The organism is Aeromicrobium fastidiosum (genome assembly GCF_017876595.1).
Classification (GTDB): domain Bacteria; phylum Actinomycetota; class Actinomycetes; order Propionibacteriales; family Nocardioidaceae; genus Aeromicrobium; species Aeromicrobium fastidiosum.
In genome coordinates this window covers 3,461,603-3,485,811 of sequence record NZ_JAGIOG010000001.1, presented here as the reverse complement: position 1 = coordinate 3,485,811, position 24,209 = coordinate 3,461,603, and the positions used below count along the sequence as shown (strand labels likewise).

Below are 24,209 nucleotides of genomic sequence, written 5' to 3'. Positions count from 1 at the left end.
CGGAGTAACCATGGCTGGCGCAATGCGTAAGGTCGGCGAGTACCTCGGCCTGGTCGAACAGGCCGACTTCGACGACGAGTTCGACGAGCTCGAGCCCGACGAGGCTCCCCAGCGACAGGTCGTGAGCCGTCAGGCACCTGCCCCCGTCGTGCGCCCGTCCGCGGTGTCCAGCATCGATGAGCGCCGCCGTCCCGAGCGTGCCGAGCGCCCCGAGCGACGCGCCTCCACGGCGTCCGACCTGGCTCGCATCGAGACGGTCACCCCGCTGACCTACAACGACGCCCGCACCGTCGGCGAGCACTACCGTTCGGGGGTGCCTGTCATCATGAACCTGTCCGAGATCGATGACGACGACGCCAAGCGGCTCGTCGACTTCGCCGCAGGGCTCGTGTTCGCGGTGCACGGATCGATCAACCGCGTCACCGCCAAGGTCTTCCTGTTGTCGCCCGAGAACATCTCGGTCACCGACGAGGACAAGCAGCGCATCGCTGCCGGCGGATTCTTCAACCAGAACTGAGCGACATGCAAACTGTGGGCCAAGTCATCGACCTGGTCCTGTGGATCGCGTTCCTGCTCCTGATCGCCCGGTTCGTCCTCGACTGGGTGCAGATGCTGGCACGCAACTGGCGTCCACGGGGCCTCGTCGCCGTCCTCTGCGAGGGCCTGTACTCCGTGACCGATCCGCCACTGCGCGCCGTGCGTCGGGTCATCCCGCCGCTGCGACTCGGCTCGGTGATGCTCGACCTCTCGCCGATGGTCCTGATCATCGGCATCTACATCCTGCAGGCCATCAACCGGAACGTGCTGCTGTAGGTCGACCGATCTCGGTACGCCTGTGGCAGAAGTGATCGACCACCGAGTACGGTGGATACTCCGAGTCCCACGACTACCCCGAAACCCGAGGTGCACTCATGCCACTGACGCCAGAGGACGTGCGTAACAAGCGTTTTACGCCAGTCCGTCTTCGCGAGGGCTATGACATGGGCGAAGTTGACCAGTTCCTCGACGAGGTCGAGGCCGAGCTCGAGCGTCTGACGGTCGAGAACGAAGAACTTCGCGCCAAGGTAGCTGCCGCATCGACCGGCGAGCCGACCGGTCTCATCCCGGCTCTCTCGTCACCCGCCCCCGCCGCCCAGGCCGCGCCGACCCCTGCCGTGCAGGAGCCGGTCAAGGTCGAGCCGACGCCGGCGCCCGAGCCCGAGCCGGCCCCCGTGCCGGTCGCCGCGGCTCCTGCGCCCGTCGCGGCCCCGCGTCCGTCGATGGGCGATGCCTCGTCCGCCGCTGCGCGTCTGCTCGAGATCGCCTCCACCAACGCCGACCAGCTCATGGACGCGGCCAAGGAAGAGGCCGACCGCATGGTCGGAGAGGCTCGTGCCAAGGCTGAGCGCATCACCAACGAGGCGCGTGGCAAGGCCGACCGGCTCGAGACCGATGCCCGCATCCGCGCGCAGAAGCTCGACGAGGAGACCAACGAGCGTCGCACCGCTGCTGTCGCGACGATCGAGCGCGATCGGTACGAGATCCAGCGCGAGGTCGAGCACCTGCGGGCCTACGAGCGTGAGTACCGCGCACGGCTCAAGAACTACTTCCAGAGCCAGCTGGACCAGCTCGCGGCCAACGAGAGCACGACGGCATCGACGCCCGTCCAGGCACCGGCAGACGCGGCCCCGCGCCGTCTCCGCTCGCTGCTCGGCGACGACGAGAACCTCTAGCCACACCTGCTTCACCCGAACGGCCCGCCTCCTCGGAGGCGGGCCGTTCGTGTTGCGGGGGACCGATCTTGCTGCGTTTGCGGTGCCGGTGCTACCGAAACGCAGCGACATCGGTCGCCCCGGGACGGTGGGGGACCGATGTTGCTGCGTATGCGGTGTCAGGGCTACCGAAACGCAGCGATATCGGTCCCCCGCGGGCGGGTTTCAGGCCTTGGTGATGGTGAAGGCGAAGCCCAGGTCGTCGTCGCGGAACGCCGAAGCGTCGGACGTCTCGGTGATCGAGGTGGCGAGCACCTCGTCGGCGATCAGGCCGCTGTGGGCGCGCAGGGCCTCGGCCATGGCCCCCTCGGCCGTCCAGGTGACGACGATGCGGTCGCTGATGTCGAGACCCGACGACTTGCGGGCCTCCTGCACGACCCGGATGGCCTCGCGGGCCGAGCCGGCCAGCCGCAGCGCCTCGTCGAGCTCGAGGTCGAGGGCGACGGTCTCGCCCTGGTCGTTGACGACCGACCAGCCCTCGCGCGGACGCTCGGAGATGATGACGTCATCGGGCCCGACCTCGATCGGGGTGCCGTCGAGGTCGACCGTCGCGACGCCGGCGGAGCCCAGGGCGGCGGCGAGCGCACCCGCGTCGGCTGCGGCGATGGCCGTCGCGACCTGCGGGGTCTGCTTGCCGAACCGCTTGCCGAGGTTGCGGAAGTTGCCCTTGGCGGAGTGGTCGACGAGCTCGCCACCGGCGTCGGCGAGCGACTCCAGGGTGCCGACGTTGAGCTCCTCGCACACCTGGGCGCGCAGGTCGTCGCCGAGCTGCTGCCACGCACCCGACGCCACGAGGGCCCGCCGCAGGGGCTGGCGGGTGCGCACCTTGGCCTCGGCGCGGGCGGCGCGTCCGAGCTCGGTGACGCGGCGGGCCAGGTCGACCCGTGCCCCGAGGCCGTCGACGATCAGCGACTCGTCGGCGACCGGCCAGGTGGCCAGGTGCACGGACGCCGGAGCATCGGGCGTGACGGGCACGATGACGTCCTGCCAGACCCGCTCGGCGATGAACGGCGTCAGGGGTGCCATGAGGCGGGTCAGCACGTCGAGCGTCTCGTGCAGCGTCGCGAAGGCCGCGGTGTCACCGCGCCAGAAGCGCCGGCGCGAGCGACGGACGTACCAGTTGGACATGTCGTCGACGAAGCCCGCGATGCGCGTGCCCGCGGCCTGGGTGTCGAACTGCTCGAGTGCGACCGTGACGTCGCGCGTCAGCGTGTGCAGCTCGGACAGCAGCCACTGGTCGAGCACCTCGCGCTCGGCGACGGGGGGCACGTCGCCGGCCGTGGGCGTCCAGCCCTCCGTGCGGGCGTAGAGCACGTGGAACGCCGTGGTGTTCCAGTAGGTCAGCAGCACCTTGCGGACGATCTCGGACAGCGCGGTGTTGCCGATGCGGCGCGGTGCCCACGGTGATCCGGAGCACGCCATGAACCAGCGGAGCGCGTCGGCGCCGTGCTCGTCCATGAGGGGCATGGGCAGCAGGATGTTGCCCAGGTGCTTGCTCATCTTCTTGCCGTCCTCGGCCAGGATGTGGCCCAGGCAGACGACGTTCTCGTACGAGCTCTGGTCGAACACCAGGGTGCCGACGGCCATCAGCGAGTAGAACCAGCCCCGGGTCTGGTCGATCGCCTCGGCGATGTACTGCGCGGGGTAGGCCTGCTCGAACTTCTCCTTGGAGCCGGGCGCGTGCGGGTAGCCCCACTGCGCGAACGGCATCGAGCCGGAGTCGAACCAGGCGTCGATGACGTCGGGGACGCGGCGGTAGGTGCCGGCCTCGCCGTCCACCTCGAACGTGACGTCGTCGATGTAGGGGCGGTGGGGGTCGAGGTCGGACAGGTCGCGGCCCGTGAGGCTCGACAGCTCGGCCAGCGACTCGATGCACACGAGCCGGGACGGATCGGCGTCGTTGCGCCAGATCGGCAGGGGAGTGCCCCAGTAGCGGCTGCGCGACAGGGACCAGTCGATGTTGTTGGTCAGCCAGTCGCCGTAGCGGCCGTTCTTGATCGTGCCGGGGAACCAGTTGGTGTCGGCGTTCTCGGCCAGCAGGCGGTCCTTGACCGCGGTGGTGCGGATGTACCAGGCGGGCAGCGCGTAGTACATCAGCGGCGTGTGGCAGCGCCAGCAGTGCGGGTAGGCGTGCTCGTAGGCCAGCTCGTTGAACATCAGGCCGCGGGACGCGAGGTCGTCGGCCAGGACACGGTCGGCGGCCTTGAAGAACTGACCGCCGACGAGCGGCACGTCGTCCTCGAAGTGGCCGTCGGCGCGGATCGGGTTGACGACCGGCAGGTCGTACGCCTTGCAGACCGCCATGTCGTCGGCACCGAAGGCGGGCGACTGGTGGACGAGCCCCGTGCCGTCCTCGGCCGTCACGTAGTCGGCCAGCACGACGAAGTGGGCCGGCACGGGCCCCTGCCCATCATTCCCTGCCGGGAAGGCGATCAGCTCAAACGGACGCTGGTACGTCCAGCGCTCCATGTCGCGGCCGGCGAAGGTCTCGCCGGTCGTGGTCCAGCCCTCGCCGAGCGCCTTGCCGACCAGCGACTCGGCGACCAGCAGCGTCTCGTCGCCGTTGGTCGCCAGGACGTAGGTGAACTCGGGATTGACCGCGACGGCGGTGTTGGAGACCAGGGTCCAGGGCGTCGTGGTCCACACCAGCATCGAGGCGCGGCCAGCGAGCGGCCCCGACGTCAGCGGGAACCGGACGTACACCGAGGGGTCGGTGATGGTCTCGTAGCCCTGCGCCAGCTCGTGGTCGGACAGCGTCGTGCCGCACCGGGGGCAGTAGGGCGCGACCCGGTAGTCCTCGGTCAGCAGGCCCTTCTTGAAGATCGTCGACAGCGCCCACCAGACGCTCTCGACGTACGACGGCTCCATCGTGCGGTACGGGTGCTCCATGTCGACCCAGTAGCCCATCCGGTCGGTCATCTCCTCGAAGAGATCGACGTTGCGGACCACGGCCTCGCGACACTTGGCGTTGAACTCGGCGATGCCGTAGGCCTCGATGTCGGGCTTGCCGTTGAAGCCCAGCTCCTTCTCGACCGCGATCTCGACGGGCAGGCCGTGGCAGTCCCAACCGGCCTTGCGGTCGACGTGGTAGCCCTGCATGGTCTTGAACCGCGGGAAGACGTCCTTGAACACCCGGGCCTCGACATGGTGCGTGCCGGGCGTGCCGTTGGCCGTCGGCGGGCCCTCGTAGAACGTCCAGCGGGGGGCGTCGGCGGGGGTGTCGAGACTCGCCGCGAACGTGCCCTGCTCGGACCACAGATCGAGGATCTCGCGTTCCAGCACCGGCAGATCGACGTGGGCGGGAACCGGCTTGTACGAGGGGCGCTCAGACGCGGGCGAAGTCACCCGTCCAATTCTACGGGTGTCACTGCCGTCGCCCTCGGCGGTGCGACGTCGTTCGAGTTGGCTTTGTCCTGACAGGGGTCTAACCTTCGTGCATGCCAAACACCAAGCTCGCCGTGCGAGCGGACGAGACCCCCTGGACCGCAGCCGAGACCAAGGAGGTCCGCAGCGAGCTGGAGGGTGACCTCGTGCGCCTCAAGGTCGAGCTCGACCAGTCCGCGCGTGAGCTGCAGGACCTGCTCCGCGACGGCGTCGACGGAGCCGGCAACGACCAGGCCGACGTGGGGTCCAAGGGCCTCGAGCGCGATGCCGAGATGTCGTTGCGCGCCAACCAGAGCGAGCTGCTGCTGCAGACCGAGAAGGCCCTCGACCGGCTCGAGAAGGGCACCTACGGCCAGTGCGAGTTCTGCGGTGAGCCGATCGGCAAGAATCGTCTGATGGCGTTCCCGCGTGCCACACTGTGCATGACATGCAAGCAGCGCGAGGAGCGTCGCTGAACCCTGGCGACGACCAGGGTGCGACCACGAGGACACACGTACGGCTGTTCGCGGCCGTCGCGCTCGTGGCACTCGTCCTCGACCAGGTCACCAAGGTCCTGGCCGTCGAGAAGCTCCAGGGTCGCGACTCGATCGAGCTCATCCCGGGTCTGCTGTCGCTGAGCTTTCTGCGCAACCCGGGTGCCGCGCTCAGCACGGGTGCCGGGTTCACGCTGGTGCTCAGCCTCATCGCGATCGCGGTCTGCATCGGCGTCATCCGCATCGCCCCACGCCTGCGCGACCGCGGTTGGGCCGTGGGCCTCGGCCTGCTGCTGGCCGGCGCGCTCGGCAACCTCATGGACCGCATCTTCCGCGAGCCGTCGCCGCTCAAGGGACACGTAGTCGACTTCATCGACTACGGGGTCTTCGTGGGCAACGTCGCCGACATCGCGCTGACGCTGGCCGCACTCATCATCGTCTGGCGTGCGTGGCGTGGCGTGCGCATCGACGGCACTCGCGAGGAGAAGTCATGACGGCCGACCACGGCACCGACACGCAGCTCGAGCACCGGGTCATCCAGGTGCCCGAGGGCCTCGAGGGCGAGCGGGTCGACAGCGCCTTGGCCCGCTTGCTGGGGTTGTCGCGCACCCGCGCCAGCGAACTCGTGGCCGAGGGGCACGTGACGCTCGATGGCGACACGCCCGCCAAGTCCGACCGCGTCATGGCCGGCTCGGTGCTCGAGGCGTCGATCCCGGCCCCGCGCCGCGCTGTCGTCGTCGCCACCGAGGTCGAGGGCATGCGCATCGTGTTCCAGGACGACGACATCGTCGTCGTCGACAAGCCGGTCGGCGTCGCAGCGCACCCGTCCGTCGGCTGGAGCGGCCCGACCGTGCTCGACCACCTGGCCGGTGTCGGCATCCGCATCTCGACGTCCGGGGCACCCGAGCGTCAGGGCATCGTCCACCGTCTCGACGTCGGCACCAGCGGACTCATGGCCGTGGCCAAGTCCGAGCACGCCTACACCGTGCTCAAGCAGGCGTTCCGCGACCGGGTCGTCGACAAGACGTACCACGCGCTGGTGCAGGGCCACCCCGACCCGCACACCGGCACGATCGACGCCCCCATCGCGCGGCACCCCCGCCACGACTTCAAGTTCACGGTCAAGGACGGCGGCCGCGACAGCATCACGCACTACGACACCCTCGAGGCGCACCGCTTCGCGAGCCTGCTCACGATCAAGCTCGAGACGGGCCGCACGCACCAGATCCGCGTCCACATGAGCGCTGTCCACCACCCCTGCGTCGGCGACCTGATGTACGGGGCCGACCCCACGCTGGCCAAGCGCGTCGACCTCGACCGGCAGTGGCTGCATGCCCACAAGCTGGGCTTCATCCACCCGCGCACGGGCGAGTACGTCGAGTTCGAGTCGCCCTATCCGGCCGATCTCGTGCACGCCCTCGAGATCGTCCGCACGATCGACGACAACCCCCTGCCTCGCTGACCCACCCCTGTCCCCGAGTGGTGCGGCCTGGACACTCTGAGACGGCGTGTCGGTCCACGACGCACCATTCGGGGACGTGAACGCACCACTCGCGCGTGGCGGCAGTTCGCCGGATGGAAGAATGTCGCCATGTCCTCCATCGTGCGCCAGTCCGAGAAGCTCAGGGATGTCCTCTACGACATCCGCGGACCCGTCAGCACGCGAGCCGCCCAGCTGGAGGCCGAGGGCCACCGCATCCTCAAGCTCAACATCGGCAACCCGCAGCCGTTCGGCTTCGACGCGCCCGCCGAGATCCTGCAGGACGTCATCGCGGCACTGCCCGGCTCGGCCGGATACTCCGACTCGCGCGGCATCCAGTCGGCCCGTCGCGCGGTCGTGCACCACTACCAGCTGCAGGACGGCTTCCCGGAGATCGACGTCGACGACGTGTGGATCGGCAACGGGGTCTCCGAGCTGATCCAGATCGCGCTGCAGGCGCTGCTCGACAACGGCGACGAGGTGCTGATCCCCGTCCCCGACTACCCGCTGTGGACCGCGGTCACCAACCTCGCGGGCGGCGTGCCGGTGCACTACCGCTGCGACGAGCAGGACGACTGGAACCCCGACCTGGCCGACCTCGAGTCCAAGATCACCGACCGCACCAAGGTCATCGTCGTGATCAACCCCAACAACCCGACGGGTGCGGTCTACTCGCGCGAGACGCTGGCCGGCATCGCCGACCTGGCCCGCCGCCACGACCTCGTGCTGATGGCCGACGAGATCTACGACAAGATCCTCTACGACGACGCGGTGCACATCCCGCTGGCGAGCGTCGCCCCCGACGTGCTGACCCTGACGTTCAACGGCCTGTCGAAGGCGTACCGGGTGTGCGGCTACCGCGCGGGGTGGCTCGTCGTCACGGGTCCGCTGCAGCGGGCGCAGGACTACCTCGAGGGCATCACGCTGCTGTGCTCGATGCGGCTGTGCCCCAACGTGCCGGCGCAGAACGCGATCCAGGTGGCGCTCGGCGGATACCAGTCGATCAAGGAGCTGATCCTGCCCGGCGGACGCCTGCTCGAGCAGCGCGACACCGCGGTCGACGAGCTGCGCAAGATCCCCGGCGTCAGCGTCGTCACCCCCAAGGGTGCGCTGTACGCCTTCCCGCGGCTGGACCCCGAGGTCCACCCGGTCAAGGACGACCAGCAGCTCGTGCTCGACCTGCTGCTGCAGGAGAAGATCCTGCTGACGCAGGGCACGGGCTTCAACTGGCCCGATCCCGACCACCTGCGCATCGTGACGCTGCCGTGGGCCCGCGACCTCGCCGAGGCCATCCAGCGCCTCGGCAACTTCCTGAGCAGCTACCGCCAGGTGTGACAGCCGAAGACAGCTAGTCTTCCACCAGACAGGTGTCGAGCGTCGGGGGAAGACATGGGCATGTTGGCACAAGCGTCATCGACATCGCGCGCGCGGTGGTGGGTCGTCCTGACGGGTGCCGCGCTCGTGCTGGCCGGCTGCAGCGGCGGCGGTGATGACGGGAGCGAAGCGCGCGACAAGAAGGACGACACGGCCTCGTCGATCATTCTCCCGAGCACGCCCCCGTCGGCACGAGGGCTTGCCACCGGTCCCGCCCTCGAGCCTGTGGGCCTGGTGAAGGCATCGGACCAGCTGGACGACCAAGTGGGCCAGAGCGTCCAGGCGCTGGCGGCCGAGGGCCGCTCCGGTGCCTTGGTGACCGACGACGTCGTCGTGGCCTACTCGGTCGCCAACGTGTCCGGCTACGACCCCAAGACCGGCAAGACGCTCTGGACCGCCAAGCTCGACATGGGCACGGGGACCACCTGCTCGCTGTCCCAACCAGAGACCGCGGACGTCAAGACGTTCACCGTGCTGTACGACACCGACGGAGCCGGCTGTGAAGGGCTTGCGACGGTGTCAGTGGCCGATGGGAAAGTGCTGACGGACGTCGATCTCGGCCAGCTGGCCGCCGAGGACGACACCGAGCAGGCGCTGTACTCGGCTGACGACGACATCGTGACGATCGGCAAGACCGACCATCTTCTGGGCCAGGTCGGGCGTTCCGAGGACGTCGGCATGTATGCGGTAGACGACGGCAAGCCGGTCCTCAAGGCGGTACTCGGGACGGACGTCAAGAGCGTCAGCCCGGCTGCCGCGGCCCCTGTACTCGTCGTCGCGACCGGTGATGATGCCGACGGCGACAGCGCCTGCACGATCAGCGGCTTTGCCTTGCCGGCGTTCGAGAAGTCCTGGACGACCCGCTTCAGCTCGGTGTTCCCGGGAAGGTCGTCCAGCGACTGTCTGATGTCGCTGTCACCTCACGACGGCACATGGATCTACGCCGAGGACGGTGTGAGGAACAGCATCGCTCAGCTGGACGCCACGACGGGCAAGGTCATCGGCAGCGTCACCCAGGCCGACGGGGTCGATCAGGAGGTGCCCGCGGATCAACCCAGTCTGTACGCGCTCGAGAATGACCAGACGCTGGCGGTCGACGGCGACCTCGTCATGCCACAGGTGCGCAGCATCGCGCGGTACTCGATGACCAGCGGCAAGCTCGTCTGGCGGTTCGACGCTGCAGAGCTACTGGTCGACGGGGTGCCTGACGGCGACCGGTATCGGGTCGTTGTCCGGCCCAAGTCGCTGACCTCGGATGGCCGGTACGTCATCGCGACGGCTTCGGGACAGAGCTCGGTCGAGGTCTTCGCGCTCGACGCCAAGACCGGTGCCGTGGTCGGGCGGTGGCCGGTGCCCGAGAAGTACCGGACCGGTCTGACCCTCGACCCGGTCGTGGTGCCCTTCCCCGGAGGTATCGCGCTCACGCGCAACTTCGTCGACGACCTCGGCGCAGAACTCGTCGGTGAAGCCCCCGGTGCCGATGGCGCAGACGTCTACGACATCGGCCTGTTCAGCTGGCCCAAGCAGAGGTAGGAGTCGGACGTGACTGACCAAGAAACCGTGCACGTCCACCGCCGGACCCTCCTCATGGGTTCTGCGGGACTGATGTTCCTGTCTGCCTGCGGTGGCGGGTCCGACGGCACGAAGATCGTGCCGACCGCGAAGCAGGACGACGGGCCGGTCATCAACGAGCAGGACGCCGGCAACGCCGTCACCCCCAAGGACGTCGCGGTGCTGGTGGCAGCGCTCAACGCCGCGTTCGAGGGCCGAGACCTCGACCGCCTGCTCGAGCTGGTCGGGGCGACGACCGTGACGCCAGGCGACAAGGATCTCCGTGAGCGCTGGGCCTATCGCCTGGACAACTTCGAGCGCAACGACATCGTCTCCGGCGAGTTCTTCGTGGGGCTGCCCGAGGGGCGAGCCCGCAACTCCTCGGGTGGACCGCTCGAGTACCGCAGCAACGTGGTGTTCGGTCACCGCATCCGTGACTGTGACTCCAGAGACGTCGTGGAGGTCTTCGACGCCACCTTCGTCAAGGACTCGGCGACGGCACCCCTCGTGATCGACCGGGTGAGCGAGACACCAGAGGGATTCGCTCCAGCGATCTGGGACGTCGCGAAGGTCGACATCGCCGTCACCGACCATGCGGTCCTTGCCTTCAGGTCCCAGGACCGTGACGTGGTGCGGCGGTCCGTGACGGAGTTCGACGCGGGTGTCGCGCGGGCGTTCGACCTCATGCCCAGGCCGGCGGGGGTCGAGAAGGTGTTCATCGCGGTGGCGTGGGACGAGGTTCGCGACACGCTGTGGGGTGGCTCGAACCTCATCGAGGCCCAAGGGGTGGCCTATTCGCACCTCTACGTCGATCCGGCCGAGCTCGCCCAGGGGCAGACCGTCGCCGTCGTCGGTGACGGGCAGCCGGTGGCCACGGCGCGCATCGCCGTCAATCCCAGCGCCTTCGAGTCCGGTTCGGTCGGCGACGTGGCGTGTCACGAGGCAGTGCACGCGCTGGCCAACCAGTGGGGTCGTGACGCCCCGCGCTGGGTGGTCGAAGGACTGGCTCGGTGGGTCGAGAACCAAGCCGACGCCGGCGCGTTCCAGCAGCAGCGTGATGCCATCGCCCGTTCCTTCCCGGGGTTCCGGCGGCGGATGCCCAGGTCCGCGGTCGAGGAGTTCTACACGGACGATCCCGACGGTCTGAACTACGAGTGCGGGGCAGCGGTGTTCGAGCACCTGGCCCGCACCGAAGGCCGCGAGCGGGTCATCGAGGTGGCGAGCACCTTCTACGGCAACGACGACGCCGACACGGTGGCCTCAGTTCTCGGCGTCGACGAGGACGGATTGTTCGCCGCGACGCAGAAGTGGCTGCGTGCCTGACGGGCCGTGACGTCGGGTCTCGCGTTCTGTCGGTGGTGTGCGGCATGATGACCTCTGATGTTCCTGATAGGAATACTGAGAGGTGTCTGACGCATGGCCGACATGATCCGGGCGACCGGGCTGGTGAAGACGTACAAGGGGGTCGAGGCCCTCTCGGGGCTCGACCTGAATGTGCCCGAGGGCAAGGTGCTGGGCCTGCTCGGACCCAACGGCGCCGGCAAGACCACTGCGGTGCGCATCCTCGCGACACTGCTCAAGGCGACGTCCGGCACGGCCGAGATCGCCGGCATCGACGTCGCGAAGGACCCGGACGGCGTCCGCGCGCGCATCGGCCTGTCGGGCCAGTACGCGGCGGTCGACGAGCACCTCACGGGTTTCGAGAACCTGCAGATGGTCGGGCGGCTCTACGGCATGCCCAAGGCCAAGGCGTCCGCACGGGCCCGTGAGCTGCTCGAGCGGTTCGGTCTTGACGACGCGGGCGACCGACCGTCCAAGACGTACTCGGGCGGCATGCGGCGGCGTCTCGACCTCGCAGGCGCGCTGGTCGCCGCCCCGCCCGTGCTGATCCTCGACGAGCCCACGACGGGACTCGACGTACGCAGTCGTCAGCAGATGTGGACCGTCATCCGCGATCTCGTCTCGTCGGGGTCGACGCTGCTGCTCACGACGCAGTACCTCGAGGAGGCAGACCTGCTGGCCGACGACATCGTCGTGATCGACCACGGCAAGGCCATCGCACGGGGCACGGCCGACGAGCTCAAGTCGCAGACCGGCGGCGAGCGCATCGAGGTGCTGCTGGGCGACGCGGCCCAGCGTGACGACGCCGCCCGCATCCTGGCCGCCGTCGCGGTCGGCGAGGTGCAGGTCGGCGACAACGGACGCGAGCTCACGGCAGCCGTCGTCGGGGGAGTGCCGCAGCTGCGCACGGTGCTGTCCGAGCTCGACGACCGGGGCATCGACGTGCTCGACGTCGGCCTGCGTCGACCGACGCTCGACGACGTCTTCCTGACGCTGACCGGGCGGGCCGCCGAGACGGCACCGACCGACGATTCCGACGAGAGCACGGAGGTGCCGGCATGACGACCCTGACCCGCCACGCGACCGACGGATGGGTCGTCGCCAAGCGCAACCTCATCAAGATCATCCGCGTCCCCGAGATCCTGGTGTTCGTCCTGATCTCGCCGATCATGTTCGTGCTGCTGTTCGCCTACGTCTTCGGCGGCGCGATCGACCCGGGCGACGGCGTCAACTACCGGGAGTTCCTGATCGGCGGCATCTTCGCCCAGACCGTCGTGTTCGGCGCGACGTTCACGGGTGCCGGCCTCGCCGAGGACATGCAGAAGGGCATCATCGACCGGTTCCGGTCGCTGCCGATGTCACGCTCCGCGGTGCTGGTGGGCCGCACGACGTCCGACATCGTCTACAACGTGCTGTCGCTGGTCATCATGGCGCTGACGGGCCTGCTGGTCGGCTGGCGCATGCGCGAGGGAGTCGTCGACGCGGTCGGCGGGTTCCTGCTGCTCCTGGTGTTCGCCTACGCGATCAGCTGGATCATGGCCTACATCGGCCTGCTGGTGCCGAGCGTCGAGGTCATCAACAACGCCTCGTTCATCGTCATCATGCCGTTGACGTTCGTGTCCAACGCGTTCGTGCCGCTCGACGGGTTCCCGAAGGCCCTGCAGGTGTTCGCCGAGTGGAACCCGGTGTCGACCGTCACGCAGGCCTCTCGGGAGCTGTTCGGCAACACCAACGGCCGGCCGGCGGCATCCGATGCCTGGTCGCTGCAGAACCCCGTGCTGTACACGCTGATCTGGGTCGTCATCATCGTCGCGGTCTTCGTCCCGCTGTCGATCCGTCAGTACCGCATCGCGAGCAGCCGCTGACGATTACTGACCCGAGCGCCGCCGGGCCGCGAACTCGGCGGCCTCGGAGAGCCTGAACGCCGCGATGTCGGCGATGAGGTCGACGGGCAGCGGGTCCTCGTGCGGGAACCGGACGCCCGACTTGGTCACCTTGTAGGGCGTGAGCTCGGCGTCGAACCGGACCCGGACGCCGGCGGTCGGAAAGAAGTTGAGCGAGGTGTGCTCGCCGGTCGCGGCGAACTGCACCACGACGACCCCGTGCTGCTCGTACGCCGGGATGTTGTGGCTGATGGTCTCCTCGGCGTCCGGCAACGCCTCCGTGACGACCCGGCGCATCTCGACCAGGCGCGGCTCGACGTCGTACGTCGCCGCGGCGAGGTAGTCGTCGACGCTCAGGTAGGTCTGCTTCTCGCGGTCCGGGTGCCCAGTCATGCCTCCAGTATGGGTGCGGTGATCTTTTGGCTCGGAGGCCGGGACGGATGCGGCGCGGTGCTGATTCTCGTCGGACCGCTCGACTACTCTGGAGACCTTCCCCGGAGGGCCGTCCAGGCCGTCCCGCAGACCGTCCCGCCAGACTGCACGACGTCTGGACAGATCTCAGCCCCGGAGGCCAGCACTCGATGTCGAGCGACTCGTCATTCGTGCACCTGCACGTCCACACCGAGTACTCGATGCTCGACGGTGCCGCCCTGCTCGACGGCCTGTTCGAACGCACCGCCGAGCTCGAGATGCCGGCGATCGCGATGACCGACCACGGCAACCTGCACGGCGCCTACGACTTCTACAGCAAGGCCAAGGCGCACGGGGTCAAGCCGATCATCGGCATGGAGGCGTACCTGACGCCCAACATCCCACGCACCGAGAAGAAGGCCGTGCAGTGGAACAAGGGAGCCAAGGACGCCGATGTCGCGGGTCGCGGTGCCTACACGCACATGACGCTGCTGTCGGAGACCACCGAGGGCATGCACAACCTGTTCCGCATCGGCTCGTACGCGAGCCTCGAGGGGCAGTACCGCAAGCCGCGCGCCGACCGCGACCTGCTGCAGCGCTACGGCAAGGGCCTCATCGCGACGACGGGGTGCCCGTCGGGTGAGATCCAGACCTGGCTGCGCATCGGCAACTACGAGAAGGCCCGCGCCTCGGCCGCGGAGTTCCAGGACATCTTCGGCAAGGAGAACTTCTTCCTCGAGCTGATGGACCACGGCCTCGAGATCGAGCGGGTCGTGCGCGACGGGCTGCTGCGGCTCAAGGCCGACCTCGGCCTGCCGGCCATCGCGACGAACGACTCGCACTACACGAGCCCCGAGGACGCCGAGGCGCACTCGGCCCTGCTGTGCGTCCAGTCGGGCAGCACGCTGACCGATCCCAACCGGTTCAAGTTCGACTCCAACGACTTCTACATCAAGTCGGCGGCCGAGATGCGCGACCTGTGGGAGGACCGCTTCGACCTCAAGGAGGCGTGCGACAACACCCTGCTGATCGCCGAGCGCTGCAATGTCGAGTTCACCGAGTCCAACGGTGGCTACATGGCGCGCTTCGACGTCCCCGAGGGTGAGACCGAGGACTCCTGGTTCACCAAGGAGGTCTGGAAGGGCATCGAGAGCCGCTACCCCGACGGCATCACCGACGAGGTGCGCGCGCGCACCGAGATGGAGCTCGACGTCGTCCGCACCAAGGGCTATTGCGGCTACTACCTCGTGGTCGCCGACTTCATCAACTGGGCCAAGGACAACGGCATCCGCGTCGGACCGGGTCGCGGATCGGGTGCCGGCTCGATCGCGGCCTACGCGCTGCGCATCACCGACCTGTGCCCCCTGACGCACGGCCTGATCTTCGAGCGGTTCCTCAACCCCGAACGCCCCTCGATGCCCGACTTCGACATCGACTTCGACGAGCGTCGTCGCGGCGAGGTCATCCGCTACGTCAGCAACAAGTACGGCGAGGAGCGGGTCGCGATGATCGCGACCTTCGGACGGCTCAAGTCCAAGGCCGCGATCAAGGACGCCGCACGCGTCATGGACTACCCGTTCTCGCACGGCGAGCGCATCACCAAGGCGCTGCCGGCCGACATCATGGGCAAGGGCGTCACGCTCAAGGGCCTGTTCGACACCGACGACAAGCGCTACGGCGACGGCGGCGACTTCCGCAAGCTGCACGACGAGGACGCCGACGTCCGCAAGATCTACCAGACGGCGCTGGGGCTCGAGGGCCAGATCCGCCAGTGGGGCGTGCACGCCGCCGGCGTCATCATGTCGAGCGATCCGCTGATCGACATCGTGCCGATCATGAAGCGCGAGCAGGACGGCGCGATCATCACCCAGTTCGACTACCCGATGTGCGAGGCGCTCGGGCTGGTCAAGATGGACTTCCTGGGCCTGCGCAACCTCACGGTGCTCGACGACGCCCTGGTCAACATCAAGCGCAACCGCGACATCGACCTGGTGCTCGAAGACCTGACCTTCGACGACCCCGCGACCTACGACCTGCTGGCGCGCGGCGAGACGCTCGGCGTCTTCCAGCTCGACGGTGGCCCCATGCGGGCGCTGCTGCGCAGCATGAAGCCCGACAAGTTCGAGGACATCTCGGCCGTCGGCGCGCTCTACCGTCCGGGCCCCATGGGTGCCGACTCCCACAACAAGTACGCACGGCGCAAGAACGGTCGCGAGCCGATCGACCCCATCCACCCCGAGCTCGAGAAGCCGCTCGAGACGGTGCTCGGCGAGACCTACGGCCTGATCGTCTATCAGGAGCAGGTCATGGAGATCGCCCAGGTGCTGGCGGGGTTCAGCCTGGGCCAGGCCGACAACCTGCGGCGCGCGATGGGCAAGAAGAAGAAGTCCGAGCTCGACAAGCAGTACGCGGGCTTCCAGGAGGGCATGCTGTCGCGGGGCTACTCGCAGAAGGCCATCACGACGCTGTGGGACATCCTGCTGCCGTTCTCCGACTACGCCTTCAACAAGGCGCACTCGGCGGCCTACGGCGTCATCTCGTACTGGACGGCCTATCTCAAGGCCAACTTCCCGGCCGAGTACATGGCGGCGCTGCTGACCAGCACCCGTGTCGACAAGGACAAGTCGGCGATCTACCTCAACGAGTGCCGCCGCATGGGCATCAAGGTGCTGCCGCCCGACGTCAATGAGTCGGTGTCCAACTTCGCCTCGGTGGGCGCCGACATCCGCTTCGGCCTGGGCGCGATCCGCAACATCGGCGAGAACGTGGTCGCGGGCATCGTCGAGGGACGCGCCGGCGGTGCCTACACCGACTTCAACGACTTCCTCGACAAGGTGCCGACGCTGGTGTGCAACAAGCGGGTCCTCGACTCGCTGATCAAGGCCGGAGCCTTCGACTCGATGGGTCACCGTCGGCGGGCGCTCACGACCGTCGCCGAGGAGGGCGTCGACCTCTACATCGACCTCAAGCGACAGGCCGCGATCGGACAGGACTCGCTGTTCGGCGGCCTCGGCGACGAGGTGTTCAGCGGCGGACGCGTCGAGGTGCCCGACTCGATGCCGGAGTGGGAGAAGACACAGCTGCTGGCGTTCGAGCGCGACATGCTGGGCCTGTACGTCTCCGACCACCCGCTGCAGGGGCTCGAGCACGTGCTGCGGGCCAGCAGCGACTGCACGGTCGGCGAGCTGCTCACCAACACCGACCTGCCCGACGGCAGCACGGTGCGCATCTGCGGGCTCATCACCGGCGTGCAGCGACGCATGAGCAAGAAGGGTGACAGCTGGGCCTCGGTCACGATCGAGGATCTCGAGGGCGGCATCGAGGTCATGGTGTTCCCGGGGGCCTACCAACTGGCGATGCCGGTGCTGGTGCCCGACACGATCGTCGTGGTCAAGGGTCGCGTGCGACGCAAGGACGACGGCGTCGAGCTCAACGCGCTGGAGGTCACGATGCCAGCGATGGGCTCGGGTGGCCCCGACCGTCCGCTCGTCGTGAGCCTGCCGGTCGCCCGATGCACGAGCGACACGATCGGCACCTTCAAGCAGGTGCTGTCGGCCCATCCCGGCATGTCGGAGGTGCACCTGCGGCTCATCGGCAACGGCACGACCAAGGTCATGCGCCTCGACAGCAGCCTGCGTGTGGCACAGTCGTCCTCACTCATCGCCGATCTCAAAGAGCTGCTGGGACCCCATTGCCTGACCTGAGCACCACCCCGTCCGTCCGTCCCGCCGTCGCGCCCCGCCGCCTGGCCATCGCGACCCTCGTGACCCTGCTGGCCGGAGTCGTGGCCGGGCTCGTGTGGGTCTGGCTGGCCCAGCCCGCCGAGTGGCTGGGTCGCGATGGCGGCATCGTGCTGACCGAGGCGGCGTCCCGCGGTCAGTTCTCGGTCATCGTGGTGTTCGTGGCAGTCGGTGCCGTGGCGTCGCTCGTGAGCGGCGTCGTCACGGCCCGCCTCGTGCCCGATCTCGGGTGGCTGGCCGTCCCGGTCGCCGCGGCCCTCGTGACGGTGGCGGGTCTCGTCGCGTGGCGGGTCGGCGTCGAGCTGGGGCCGCCGCCTCCGGGCACCGTCGCCGGCGTCGGGGTCGGCGACAAGGTCCCGTCCCAGCTCGCGGTCGACGGCGTCGCGCCGTTCCTGGTGTGGCCGATCTTCGGCGTGCTCGGCGTCATCGTCGCCTCGTGGGCGGGCGACCGAGGGGCCGACGACCAGGTGTAGTCAGCGCGCGATGCGGGCCACGACGGCCCGGGTGACGCGCACCAGGTCAGCGGGCGCGAGCTCGGCCTCGAGACCGCGCCGCCCGCCCGACACGAAGATCGTCGGCCACTGCGACGAGCTGCGGTCGATCACGGTTCGGTGAGCCTTCTTCTGGCCGATCGGCGAGATGCCGCCGATGACGTAGCCCGTGGCCCGCTGGGCCTGCGCGGCGTCGGCCATCTGGGCGCGCTTGCCACCGACTGCCTCGGCGAGTGCCTTGAGGTCGAGCGACCCCATGACGGGGACGACGCCGACGCACAGCTCGTCGTCGATGAGGGCCATCAGCGTCTTGAACACGCGCCCCGGCTCGACGCCGAGCGCGGTGGCGGCCTCCATGCCGAACGACTCGGCGCGAGGGTCGTGGACGTAGGAGTGCGAGGCGAAGCGGACGTCGGCGCGGTGCAGAGCGACGAACGCCGGGGTCGACTCGGTGGGCTTCTGGTTGGCGGCCACGGGTCCACCGTAGTGCGTCCGTAGACTTGTCGTCGTGATGAGACGACTCGATCTTCGTTCGCTCGACCCCTCCGCCGACGAGGCCGCCGCGGTCTACACCGCCGCGGTGCCGCGTGCCGAGGTCGACGTCGAGCACGCGCTGGCGGCGGTCCGCCCCATCTGCGACGACGTGCGCGAGCGGGGCTCGGTCGCGGTGCTGGATGCCGGCGAGAAGTTCGACGGCGTGCGCCCCGCGCAGCTGCGCGTCCCGGAGGAGGCGCTCGCCGATGCGCTCGCCGCCCTCGACCCGGCCATCCGGTCGGCGCTCGATGAGTCGGTCCGTCGCCTGCGCATGACGTGCGAGGCCGAGCTGGAGCACAGCCTGACGTCCGACGTCGCCCCCGGCGCCACGGTCGAGCGCCGGATCGTCCCGATGCAGCGGGTCGGCCTCTACGTGCCCGGCGGCCTCGCGCCGCTCGTCAGCACCGTCGTCATGAACGCCGTGCCCGCGCAGGTCGCCGGCGTGCCCGGCATCGCGCTGGCGAGCCCGCCGCAGGCCGAGTTCGGCGGCCTGCCCCACCCGTCGATCCTCGCGGCGTGCGCGCTGCTCGGCATCGACGAGGTCTACGCGGCCGGCGGTGCCCAGGCGCTCGCGATGTTCGCCTACGGAGCGGCCTCGGACGACGGCACGATCGACTGCCGCCCCGTCAACCTGATCACCGGGCCCGGCAACATCTACGTCGCCGCCGCCAAGCGGCACCTGCAGGGGACGGTGAGCATCGACTCCGAGGCCGGGCCGACCGAGATCGCGATCATCGCCGACGACACCGCCGATGCCGCCTTCGTCGCGGCCGACCTGATCAGCCAGGCCGAGCACGACCCGATGGCCGCGAGCGTCCTGATCACCGACAGCGAGGCCCTCGCCGGTGCGGTCGACGTCGAGCTGGAGCGGCTCGTGCCGTCGGCCCGGCACGCCGAGCGCGTCCGGACGGCTCTGGACGGCACCCAGTCGGCGACCGTGATCGTCCGTGACCTCGACCAGGCGGTCGCCGTCGCCAACGGCTACGCCGCCGAGCACCTCGAGGTGCAGACCGCCGACTCCGCCGGCGTCGCGGGCCGCATCGTCAACGCCGGTGCGATCTTCGTCGGCTCGTTCACGCCCGTCTCGCTCGGCGACTACGCGGCGGGGTCCAACCACGTGCTGCCCACCGCCGGGTGCGCCTGCCACTCGTCAGGTCTGTCGGTGCGCGCGTTCTGCAAGAACATGCACGTCGTGACCTACTCCGAGGCAGCCCTGCGCGAGGTGGGCGACCACGTCGTGACGCTCGCCGAGGCCGAGAACCTGCCGTCGCACGGTGCGGCGGTCTCGATCCGGACGTCCCGCTGATGCCGGTGCCCGAATGGGTCCCGATCCGCGACGAGCTGCGGGACGACGAGCCGTACGGCGCGCCGCAGCTCGACGTGCCGGTGCAGCTCAACACCAATGAGAACCCCTACGGGCCGAGTGAGGAGACCGCGCGCGACATCGCGGAGTCGGTCTACCGAGCCGCGCTGACGCTCAACCGCTATCCCGATCGTGAGGCGGTCGAGCTGCGGACGTCGCTCGCGTCGTACCTCGGGCACGGACTGACGGCAGAACGGGTCTGGGCCGCCAACGGCTCCAACGAGGTCATGCAGCAGGTGCTGCAGGCCTTCGGAGGGCCGGGACGCACCGCGGTGTCGTTCGCGCCGACCTACTCGATGTATCCCGAGTACGCCCGCAACACCCACACCCGGTGGGTGGCCGGACGACGACGCGACGACTTCGGGCTCGACGTCGACGCGGCGCTCGCGCTGATCGCGGCGGAGCGTCCCGACGTCGTGATCCTGACGTCGCCCAACAACCCCACCGGCACGGCGCTCGACCCCGCCCACACACGCGCGATCCTCGAGGCCGCGCCGGGAGTCGTCGTGGTCGACGAGGCCTATGCCGAGTTCCGCCGAGACGGCACGCCCAGCGCGCTCGAGCTGCTCGAGGAGTTCCCGCGTCTGCTGGTCACCCGCACGATGAGCAAGGCCTTCGCCCTGGCCGGCGGACGCCTCGGCTACGTCGCCGCCGACGCCGCGATCATCGACGCTCTGCGCATCGTGCGCCTGCCCTACCACCTGTCGGCGGTGAGCCAGGCCGCAGCGGTCGCGGCGCTGCGGCACGAGCCGGAGCTGCTGGCCCAGGTCGACGCCCTGCGCACGACCCGCGACGAGACGTCCGCCTGGCTGCGCGAGCAGGGGTTCGAGGTCGCCGAGTCCGATGCCAACTTCGTCCTGTTCGGCCGCTTCGACGACCGGCACGCGGTGTGGCAGGGCGTGCTCGACCGGGGCGTCCTGATCAGGGAGGTCGGACCCCTAGGATGGCTGCGCGTCTCGATCGGCACCCCCGACGAGATGCTGGCCTTCCGAACCGCTCTCCACGAGGTGACCCGATGACCCGTACGTCCCGCATCGAGCGACGCACCTCCGAGTCGCACGTCGTGGTCGAGATCGACCTCGACGGCACGGGTGCCAACGACATCTCGACGGGCGTCGGCTTCTACGACCACATGCTGACGGCGTTCTCGCGGCACTCGCTGATCGACCTCACGGTCCGCACCGAGGGCGATCTGCACATCGACGCGCACCACACGGTCGAGGACACGGCCATCTGCCTGGGCCAGGCCCTGCGCGAGGCGCTCGGCGACAAGGTCGGCATCACCCGCTACGGCGACGCGATCGTGCCGCTCGACGAGTCGATCGCCCAGGCCGTCGTCGACGTCTCCGGACGCCCGTACTTCGTGCACTCCGGCGAGCCCGAGCGGCAGATCACCGCGATCATCGGCGGGCAGTACTCCGGCTCGCTGACGGCGCACGTGCTCGAGTCGATCGCGCACCACGCCGCGATGACGATGCACGTGCGGCTGATTGACGGCCGCGATCCGCACCACATCGCCGAGGCGCAGTTCAAGGCCGTCGCCCGCGCCCTGCGCCAGGCGATCGCCCTCGATCCGCGCGAGACGGGAATCCCGAGCACCAAGGGTGCCTTGTGACGCAGCCGCGTCCCAGCGTCGCGGTGCTCGACTACGGCTCGGGCAACCTGCGGTCGGCGGTGCGCGCGGTCGAGCGCGCCGGTGCCGACGTCGTCCTCACGAACGACGCCGGGGTCGCTGCCGAGGCCGACGGTTTGCTCGTGCCCGGGGTCGGGGCCTTCGAGGCCTGCATGAAGGGCCTGCGCGAGGTCGACGGCGTGCGGATCATCGAGCGGCGGCTCATCGCGGGTCGTCCGGTGCTCGGCATCTGCGTCGGCATGCAGATCCTGTTCGCCGAGGGCATCGAGCACGGCGTGCGCACCGAGGGGTGCGCGGAATGGCCCGGCGTGATCGAGCGCCTGCAGGCACCGATCGTGCCGCACATGGGCTGGAACACCGTCGAGCCCGACGCCGGCTCGCGCATGTTCGCCGGGCTGGCCGACGAACGCTTCTACTTCGTGCACTCCTACGGCCTGCGCGACTGGGTGCTGACGCGTCCGCCGGCGCTCCTGCAGGCCGATGTCACCTGGACCGAGTACGGCGGCGACCGGTTCGTCGCCGCCGTCGAGGACGGTCCGTTGTGGGCGACGCAGTTCCACCCCGAGAAGTCCGGCGACGCCGGCATGCACCTGCTGCAGAACTGGCTCGCGACGCTGTAGTCGGTGACGCACGAGGAGGTGGATGTGCAACCTTCTCAGCTCGAAATCGGTTGCAGATCCACCTCCTCGAGGCGGGCCGGGGGGGATCAGCCCGACGTCAGCCACCTCGTCCAGGACGGTGCCCGGACCTGGGTGTTCGAGATGGGGTCCACGTGGAGCGCCCCTTGCTCCGAGGCGAGATCGCCGGAGAACACTCCACCCTGGACCTTGATGCGGTCGGGGTTGCCCAGGCACGAACGCTTGATCGTGGCCCTCAGGATCCCCTTGCGGCCCGTGCGGGTCTTCAGCGGGACCGAGCACGTGTCAGAAGCCTCAGGGTCGAGCACGATCGCGCGCCGCTTCGACACGCTGAGCAGGTAGTGCGTGACCTCGCGCCGTCCGTTGCTGCGGAACTGCATCGAGACGTTCGTCTCGGGGCCGAGCTGAGCGAACTTCAGACGAAGCGTGACGGTCGTGCTGCCATGGTTGACGCGCATGCCCCGCAGGTCGATGCCGGAGTCGATGCTGGCCTGGTACCCGAGGACGTCGTAGGCGTCACTTCTGATGTCCGGGACCAATCCGACGTCGCTGGCCTTGTCCTTGACGTGGGTGCCCTCGGCGTGGGCCGTCGCGCCGGCCGACAGGACGAGCCCGGCGGCGACGGCGGTGGACGCGGCGAGGCGCGAGAAGGTGCGCGTCACGAGGCCTTGAGCGCCTTGGTGTAGACGGGACGACGCGGATCGCCCTTCGACAGGGAGTCGACGCGCAGGCGGCCGTCGTCGCCGAGGCTGACGGCGGCGACGCTGACGCGGATCTTGTCGGGGGAGCCCAGGCACGAACGCTTGACGGTCGCCTTGATCGAGCCGGACCGTCCGGGCCGCGTCTTCAGCTTGACGGTGCAGCGTGCCTCCCCGTCGGTGTCGAAGACGACTCCTGATGCGCGGCCGGTGTTGGCGAGCACGCGGTTCGGCCGCTTCTTGGCATCGGGTCGGAACGCGACAGACACCGCGGTGGTGTTCTGGAGATCGGCGAACTTGATCGTCAGCGTGACGTTCGTCTTGCCGTGATCGACCGTGACGCTGCGCAGGTCGGCACCCGACGCGATGCTCTCGGCGTAGCCCAGCACCGTGCCGTTCTGGTCGTTGTCATCGGCGTAGGCGATGACGTCGCTGGCCTTGTCCTTGACGGTGGTCGACTGGGCGAACGCGCCGGTGGCGGTCGCGGAGACGGCGAAGGCGGTGGACACGAGAGCTGCGGCGATACGGGCGCTGGAGCGCATGGGGAAGATCCTGTCGGTCGTGAAGCGGGCCCCGAACGGTAACCCGTCGAACGGGGGTGCGCCGCCACCTTCACCGGATCGACACCGTGCCGCGCACCGGCAGGTCGAGCGGGTGCCGTCGGCCGATATCATCGCCGCGTGACCCTCGAACTCCTCCCCGCCGTCGACGTCGCCGATGGACAGGCCGTGCGCCTCGTCCAGGGTGCCCTCGGCAGCGAGACGTCCTACGGCTCTCCCCTCGACGCGGCCCTGCAGTGGCAGACCGACGGCGCCGAGTGGATCCACCTCGTCGATCTCGACGCGGCCTTCGGCAAGGGCTCCAACCGTGAGCTGCTGGCCGAGGTCGTCGGACGACTCGACGTCAAGGTCGAGCTGTCGGGCGGCATCCGCGACGACGCCTCGCTGGCGGCCGCTCTCGCCACGGGCTGCACCCGCGTCAACCTCGGCACGGCGGCTCTCGAGAACCCCGAGTGGTGCGCCAAGGTGGTCGCGCAGCACGGCGACCAGATCGCCGTGGGCCTCGACGTCCGCGGCACGACGCTCGCCGCTCGCGGCTGGACCGAGGAGGGCGGCGACCTGTTCGAGGTGCTGGCCCGTCTCGAGCGCGACGGGTGCTCGCGCTACGTCGTGACCGACGTCGCCAAGGACGGCACGCTCACCGGCCCCAACCTCGATCTGCTGCGTCGCGTGTGCGAGCACACCGACAAGCCCGTCGTGGCCTCCGGCGGTGTCTCGAGCCTGCAGGACCTTCGGGACATCGCGAGCCTGACGTCGATCGGCGTCGAGGGCGCGATCGTCGGCAAGGCCCTGTATGCGGGTGCCTTCACGCTGCCCGAGGCGCTCTCGGCCGTCGCCGAGGTCTGAGTCGCCGACCGTGGGGGAGCGGTCGACCTGCCACCGAAAGCGGCCAAGTTCGCGCTCG

The 24,209-nt window shown here is 69.2% G+C and carries 23 protein-coding genes; 18 read left to right on the top strand and 5 right to left on the bottom strand.

What is annotated here, in order from left to right; genetic code table 11:
- Positions 1 to 10: 10 nt before the first annotated feature.
- The 3 genes from JOF40_RS17305 (at position 11) to JOF40_RS17295 (ending at position 1,712) form a co-directional block, all read left to right on the top strand.
- Positions 11 to 517 carry a cell division protein SepF gene (locus JOF40_RS17305; RefSeq protein ID WP_129182169.1) on the top strand — a complete coding sequence of 169 codons (507 nt, stop codon included), beginning with the start codon at positions 11 to 13 and terminating at the stop codon, positions 515 to 517.
- A gap of 5 nt (positions 518 to 522) precedes the next feature.
- Positions 523 to 813, top strand: coding sequence for a YggT family protein (locus JOF40_RS17300; protein WP_129182167.1), 291 nt, complete (start codon positions 523 to 525; stop codon positions 811 to 813).
- Between the two features lie 98 nt (positions 814 to 911).
- Positions 912 to 1,712, top strand: coding sequence for a DivIVA domain-containing protein (locus tag JOF40_RS17295; protein ID WP_129182165.1), 801 nt, complete (start codon positions 912 to 914; stop codon positions 1,710 to 1,712).
- A 204-nt stretch (positions 1,713 to 1,916) separates the two neighbouring features.
- On the opposite strand, the gene ileS is transcribed toward JOF40_RS17295, so the two are convergent.
- On the bottom strand, positions 1,917 to 5,096 hold the full coding sequence (gene ileS / locus JOF40_RS17290) for an isoleucine--tRNA ligase (RefSeq protein WP_129182163.1): 3,180 nt from the start codon (positions 5,094 to 5,096) through the stop codon (positions 1,917 to 1,919).
- A 92-nt stretch (positions 5,097 to 5,188) separates the two neighbouring features.
- On the opposite strand from ileS, the gene JOF40_RS17285 reads away from it, so the two are divergent.
- The 8 genes from JOF40_RS17285 (at position 5,189) to JOF40_RS17250 (ending at position 13,219) form a co-directional block, all read left to right on the top strand.
- Positions 5,189 to 5,590, top strand: coding sequence for a TraR/DksA family transcriptional regulator (locus tag JOF40_RS17285; protein WP_129182161.1), 402 nt, complete (start codon positions 5,189 to 5,191; stop codon positions 5,588 to 5,590).
- On the top strand, positions 5,563 to 6,102 hold the full coding sequence (locus JOF40_RS17280) for a signal peptidase II (RefSeq protein ID WP_129182159.1): 540 nt from the start codon (positions 5,563 to 5,565) through the stop codon (positions 6,100 to 6,102). Before JOF40_RS17285 ends, JOF40_RS17280 begins: the two co-directional genes overlap by 28 nt.
- Entirely contained in the window at positions 6,099 to 7,070 is a 972-nt protein-coding gene (locus JOF40_RS17275; RefSeq protein ID WP_129182157.1) for an RluA family pseudouridine synthase, read from the top strand. The genes JOF40_RS17280 and JOF40_RS17275 overlap by 4 nt, the downstream gene beginning before the upstream one ends.
- A gap of 129 nt (positions 7,071 to 7,199) precedes the next feature.
- Complete coding sequence (locus JOF40_RS17270) at positions 7,200 to 8,423, top strand: pyridoxal phosphate-dependent aminotransferase (protein ID WP_129182155.1); 1,224 nt, start codon at positions 7,200 to 7,202, stop codon at positions 8,421 to 8,423.
- A gap of 60 nt (positions 8,424 to 8,483) precedes the next feature.
- Positions 8,484 to 9,995: a YncE family protein gene (locus JOF40_RS17265; RefSeq protein ID WP_188111786.1), complete on the top strand. Its 1,512-nt coding sequence runs from the start codon at positions 8,484 to 8,486 to the stop codon at positions 9,993 to 9,995.
- 9 nt (positions 9,996 to 10,004) lie between these two features.
- Complete coding sequence (locus JOF40_RS17260; protein ID WP_129182151.1) at positions 10,005 to 11,336, top strand: hypothetical protein; 1,332 nt, start codon at positions 10,005 to 10,007, stop codon at positions 11,334 to 11,336.
- Positions 11,337 to 11,429: 93 nt separating this feature from the next.
- On the top strand, positions 11,430 to 12,416 hold the full coding sequence (locus JOF40_RS17255; protein WP_129182149.1) for an ATP-binding cassette domain-containing protein: 987 nt from the start codon (positions 11,430 to 11,432) through the stop codon (positions 12,414 to 12,416).
- A complete protein-coding gene (locus JOF40_RS17250; protein ID WP_129182147.1) occupies positions 12,413 to 13,219 on the top strand; it encodes an ABC transporter permease in 807 nt (268 codons plus the stop codon). Before JOF40_RS17255 ends, JOF40_RS17250 begins: the two co-directional genes overlap by 4 nt.
- A 3-nt stretch (positions 13,220 to 13,222) precedes the next feature.
- On the opposite strand, the gene JOF40_RS17245 is transcribed toward JOF40_RS17250, so the two are convergent.
- Positions 13,223 to 13,630, bottom strand: coding sequence for an iron chaperone (locus JOF40_RS17245; RefSeq protein ID WP_129182145.1), 408 nt, complete (start codon positions 13,628 to 13,630; stop codon positions 13,223 to 13,225).
- A gap of 188 nt (positions 13,631 to 13,818) precedes the next feature.
- On the opposite strand from JOF40_RS17245, the gene dnaE reads away from it, so the two are divergent.
- Both dnaE and JOF40_RS17235 read left to right on the top strand, forming a co-directional pair.
- The gene (gene dnaE / locus JOF40_RS17240) at positions 13,819 to 17,352 is read left to right on the top strand and encodes a DNA polymerase III subunit alpha (protein WP_129182143.1); all 3,534 of its coding nucleotides are present in this window, start codon (positions 13,819 to 13,821) and stop codon (positions 17,350 to 17,352) included.
- Positions 17,340 to 17,861: a hypothetical protein gene (locus JOF40_RS17235; protein WP_129182141.1), complete on the top strand. Its 522-nt coding sequence runs from the start codon at positions 17,340 to 17,342 to the stop codon at positions 17,859 to 17,861. The genes dnaE and JOF40_RS17235 overlap by 13 nt, the downstream gene beginning before the upstream one ends.
- Here JOF40_RS17235 and ybaK read toward each other — a convergent pair whose 3' ends face one another.
- A complete protein-coding gene (ybaK, locus tag JOF40_RS17230) occupies positions 17,862 to 18,353 on the bottom strand; it encodes a Cys-tRNA(Pro) deacylase (RefSeq protein WP_129182139.1) in 492 nt (163 codons plus the stop codon).
- A gap of 34 nt (positions 18,354 to 18,387) precedes the next feature.
- Here ybaK and hisD point away from each other — a divergent pair, with 34 nt between their 5' ends.
- Genes hisD through hisH form a run of 4 tightly spaced genes read left to right on the top strand, consistent with a single transcriptional unit; the run spans position 18,388 to position 22,029 of the window.
- On the top strand, positions 18,388 to 19,719 hold the full coding sequence (gene hisD / locus JOF40_RS17225; protein WP_307800777.1) for a histidinol dehydrogenase: 1,332 nt from the start codon (positions 18,388 to 18,390) through the stop codon (positions 19,717 to 19,719).
- Positions 19,719 to 20,795 carry a histidinol-phosphate transaminase gene (locus tag JOF40_RS17220; RefSeq protein WP_129182137.1) on the top strand — a complete coding sequence of 359 codons (1,077 nt, stop codon included), beginning with the start codon at positions 19,719 to 19,721 and terminating at the stop codon, positions 20,793 to 20,795. The genes hisD and JOF40_RS17220 overlap by 1 nt, the downstream gene beginning before the upstream one ends.
- Positions 20,792 to 21,391 (top strand): imidazoleglycerol-phosphate dehydratase HisB, encoded by a 600-nt coding sequence (hisB, locus tag JOF40_RS17215; RefSeq protein ID WP_129182135.1) that lies wholly within the window; start codon positions 20,792 to 20,794, stop codon positions 21,389 to 21,391. Before JOF40_RS17220 ends, hisB begins: the two co-directional genes overlap by 4 nt.
- Complete coding sequence (hisH, locus tag JOF40_RS17210; protein ID WP_129182133.1) at positions 21,388 to 22,029, top strand: imidazole glycerol phosphate synthase subunit HisH; 642 nt, start codon at positions 21,388 to 21,390, stop codon at positions 22,027 to 22,029. The genes hisB and hisH overlap by 4 nt, the downstream gene beginning before the upstream one ends.
- Before the next feature lie 86 nt (positions 22,030 to 22,115).
- Here hisH and JOF40_RS17205 read toward each other — a convergent pair whose 3' ends face one another.
- Positions 22,116 to 22,709 carry a hypothetical protein gene (locus tag JOF40_RS17205; RefSeq protein WP_129182131.1) on the bottom strand — a complete coding sequence of 198 codons (594 nt, stop codon included), beginning with the start codon at positions 22,707 to 22,709 and terminating at the stop codon, positions 22,116 to 22,118.
- Positions 22,706 to 23,287 carry a hypothetical protein gene (locus tag JOF40_RS17200; protein ID WP_129182129.1) on the bottom strand — a complete coding sequence of 194 codons (582 nt, stop codon included), beginning with the start codon at positions 23,285 to 23,287 and terminating at the stop codon, positions 22,706 to 22,708. Before JOF40_RS17200 ends, JOF40_RS17205 begins: the two co-directional genes overlap by 4 nt.
- Positions 23,288 to 23,425: 138 nt before the next feature.
- On the opposite strand from JOF40_RS17200, the gene priA reads away from it, so the two are divergent.
- Positions 23,426 to 24,151, top strand: coding sequence for a bifunctional 1-(5-phosphoribosyl)-5-((5-phosphoribosylamino)methylideneamino)imidazole-4-carboxamide isomerase/phosphoribosylanthranilate isomerase PriA (gene priA / locus JOF40_RS17195; RefSeq protein ID WP_129182127.1), 726 nt, complete (start codon positions 23,426 to 23,428; stop codon positions 24,149 to 24,151).
- Positions 24,152 to 24,209: the final 58 nt, after the last annotated feature.

Bases quoted from the DNA above. Each gene is read 5' to 3' on its own strand.
- JOF40_RS17305 (WP_129182169.1), top strand. From the start codon at position 11: ATGGCTGGCGCAATGCGTAAGGTCGGCGAGTACCTCGGCCTGGTCGAA.
- JOF40_RS17300 (WP_129182167.1), top strand. From the start codon at position 523: ATGCAAACTGTGGGCCAAGTCATCGACCTGGTCCTGTGGATCGCGTTC.
- JOF40_RS17295 (WP_129182165.1), top strand. From the start codon at position 912: ATGCCACTGACGCCAGAGGACGTGCGTAACAAGCGTTTTACGCCAGTC.
- JOF40_RS17285 (WP_129182161.1), top strand. From the start codon at position 5,189: ATGCCAAACACCAAGCTCGCCGTGCGAGCGGACGAGACCCCCTGGACC.
- JOF40_RS17280 (WP_129182159.1), top strand. From the start codon at position 5,563: ATGCAAGCAGCGCGAGGAGCGTCGCTGAACCCTGGCGACGACCAGGGT.
- JOF40_RS17275 (WP_129182157.1), top strand. From the start codon at position 6,099: ATGACGGCCGACCACGGCACCGACACGCAGCTCGAGCACCGGGTCATC.
- JOF40_RS17270 (WP_129182155.1), top strand. From the start codon at position 7,200: ATGTCCTCCATCGTGCGCCAGTCCGAGAAGCTCAGGGATGTCCTCTAC.
- JOF40_RS17265 (WP_188111786.1), top strand. From the start codon at position 8,484: ATGTTGGCACAAGCGTCATCGACATCGCGCGCGCGGTGGTGGGTCGTC.
- JOF40_RS17255 (WP_129182149.1), top strand. From the start codon at position 11,430: ATGGCCGACATGATCCGGGCGACCGGGCTGGTGAAGACGTACAAGGGG.
- JOF40_RS17250 (WP_129182147.1), top strand. From the start codon at position 12,413: ATGACGACCCTGACCCGCCACGCGACCGACGGATGGGTCGTCGCCAAG.
- JOF40_RS17245 (WP_129182145.1), bottom strand. From the start codon at position 13,630: ATGACTGGGCACCCGGACCGCGAGAAGCAGACCTACCTGAGCGTCGAC.
- dnaE (WP_129182143.1), top strand. From the start codon at position 13,819: ATGTCGAGCGACTCGTCATTCGTGCACCTGCACGTCCACACCGAGTAC.
- JOF40_RS17220 (WP_129182137.1), top strand. From the start codon at position 19,719: ATGCCGGTGCCCGAATGGGTCCCGATCCGCGACGAGCTGCGGGACGAC.
- hisB (WP_129182135.1), top strand. From the start codon at position 20,792: ATGACCCGTACGTCCCGCATCGAGCGACGCACCTCCGAGTCGCACGTC.
- JOF40_RS17200 (WP_129182129.1), bottom strand. From the start codon at position 23,287: ATGCGCTCCAGCGCCCGTATCGCCGCAGCTCTCGTGTCCACCGCCTTC.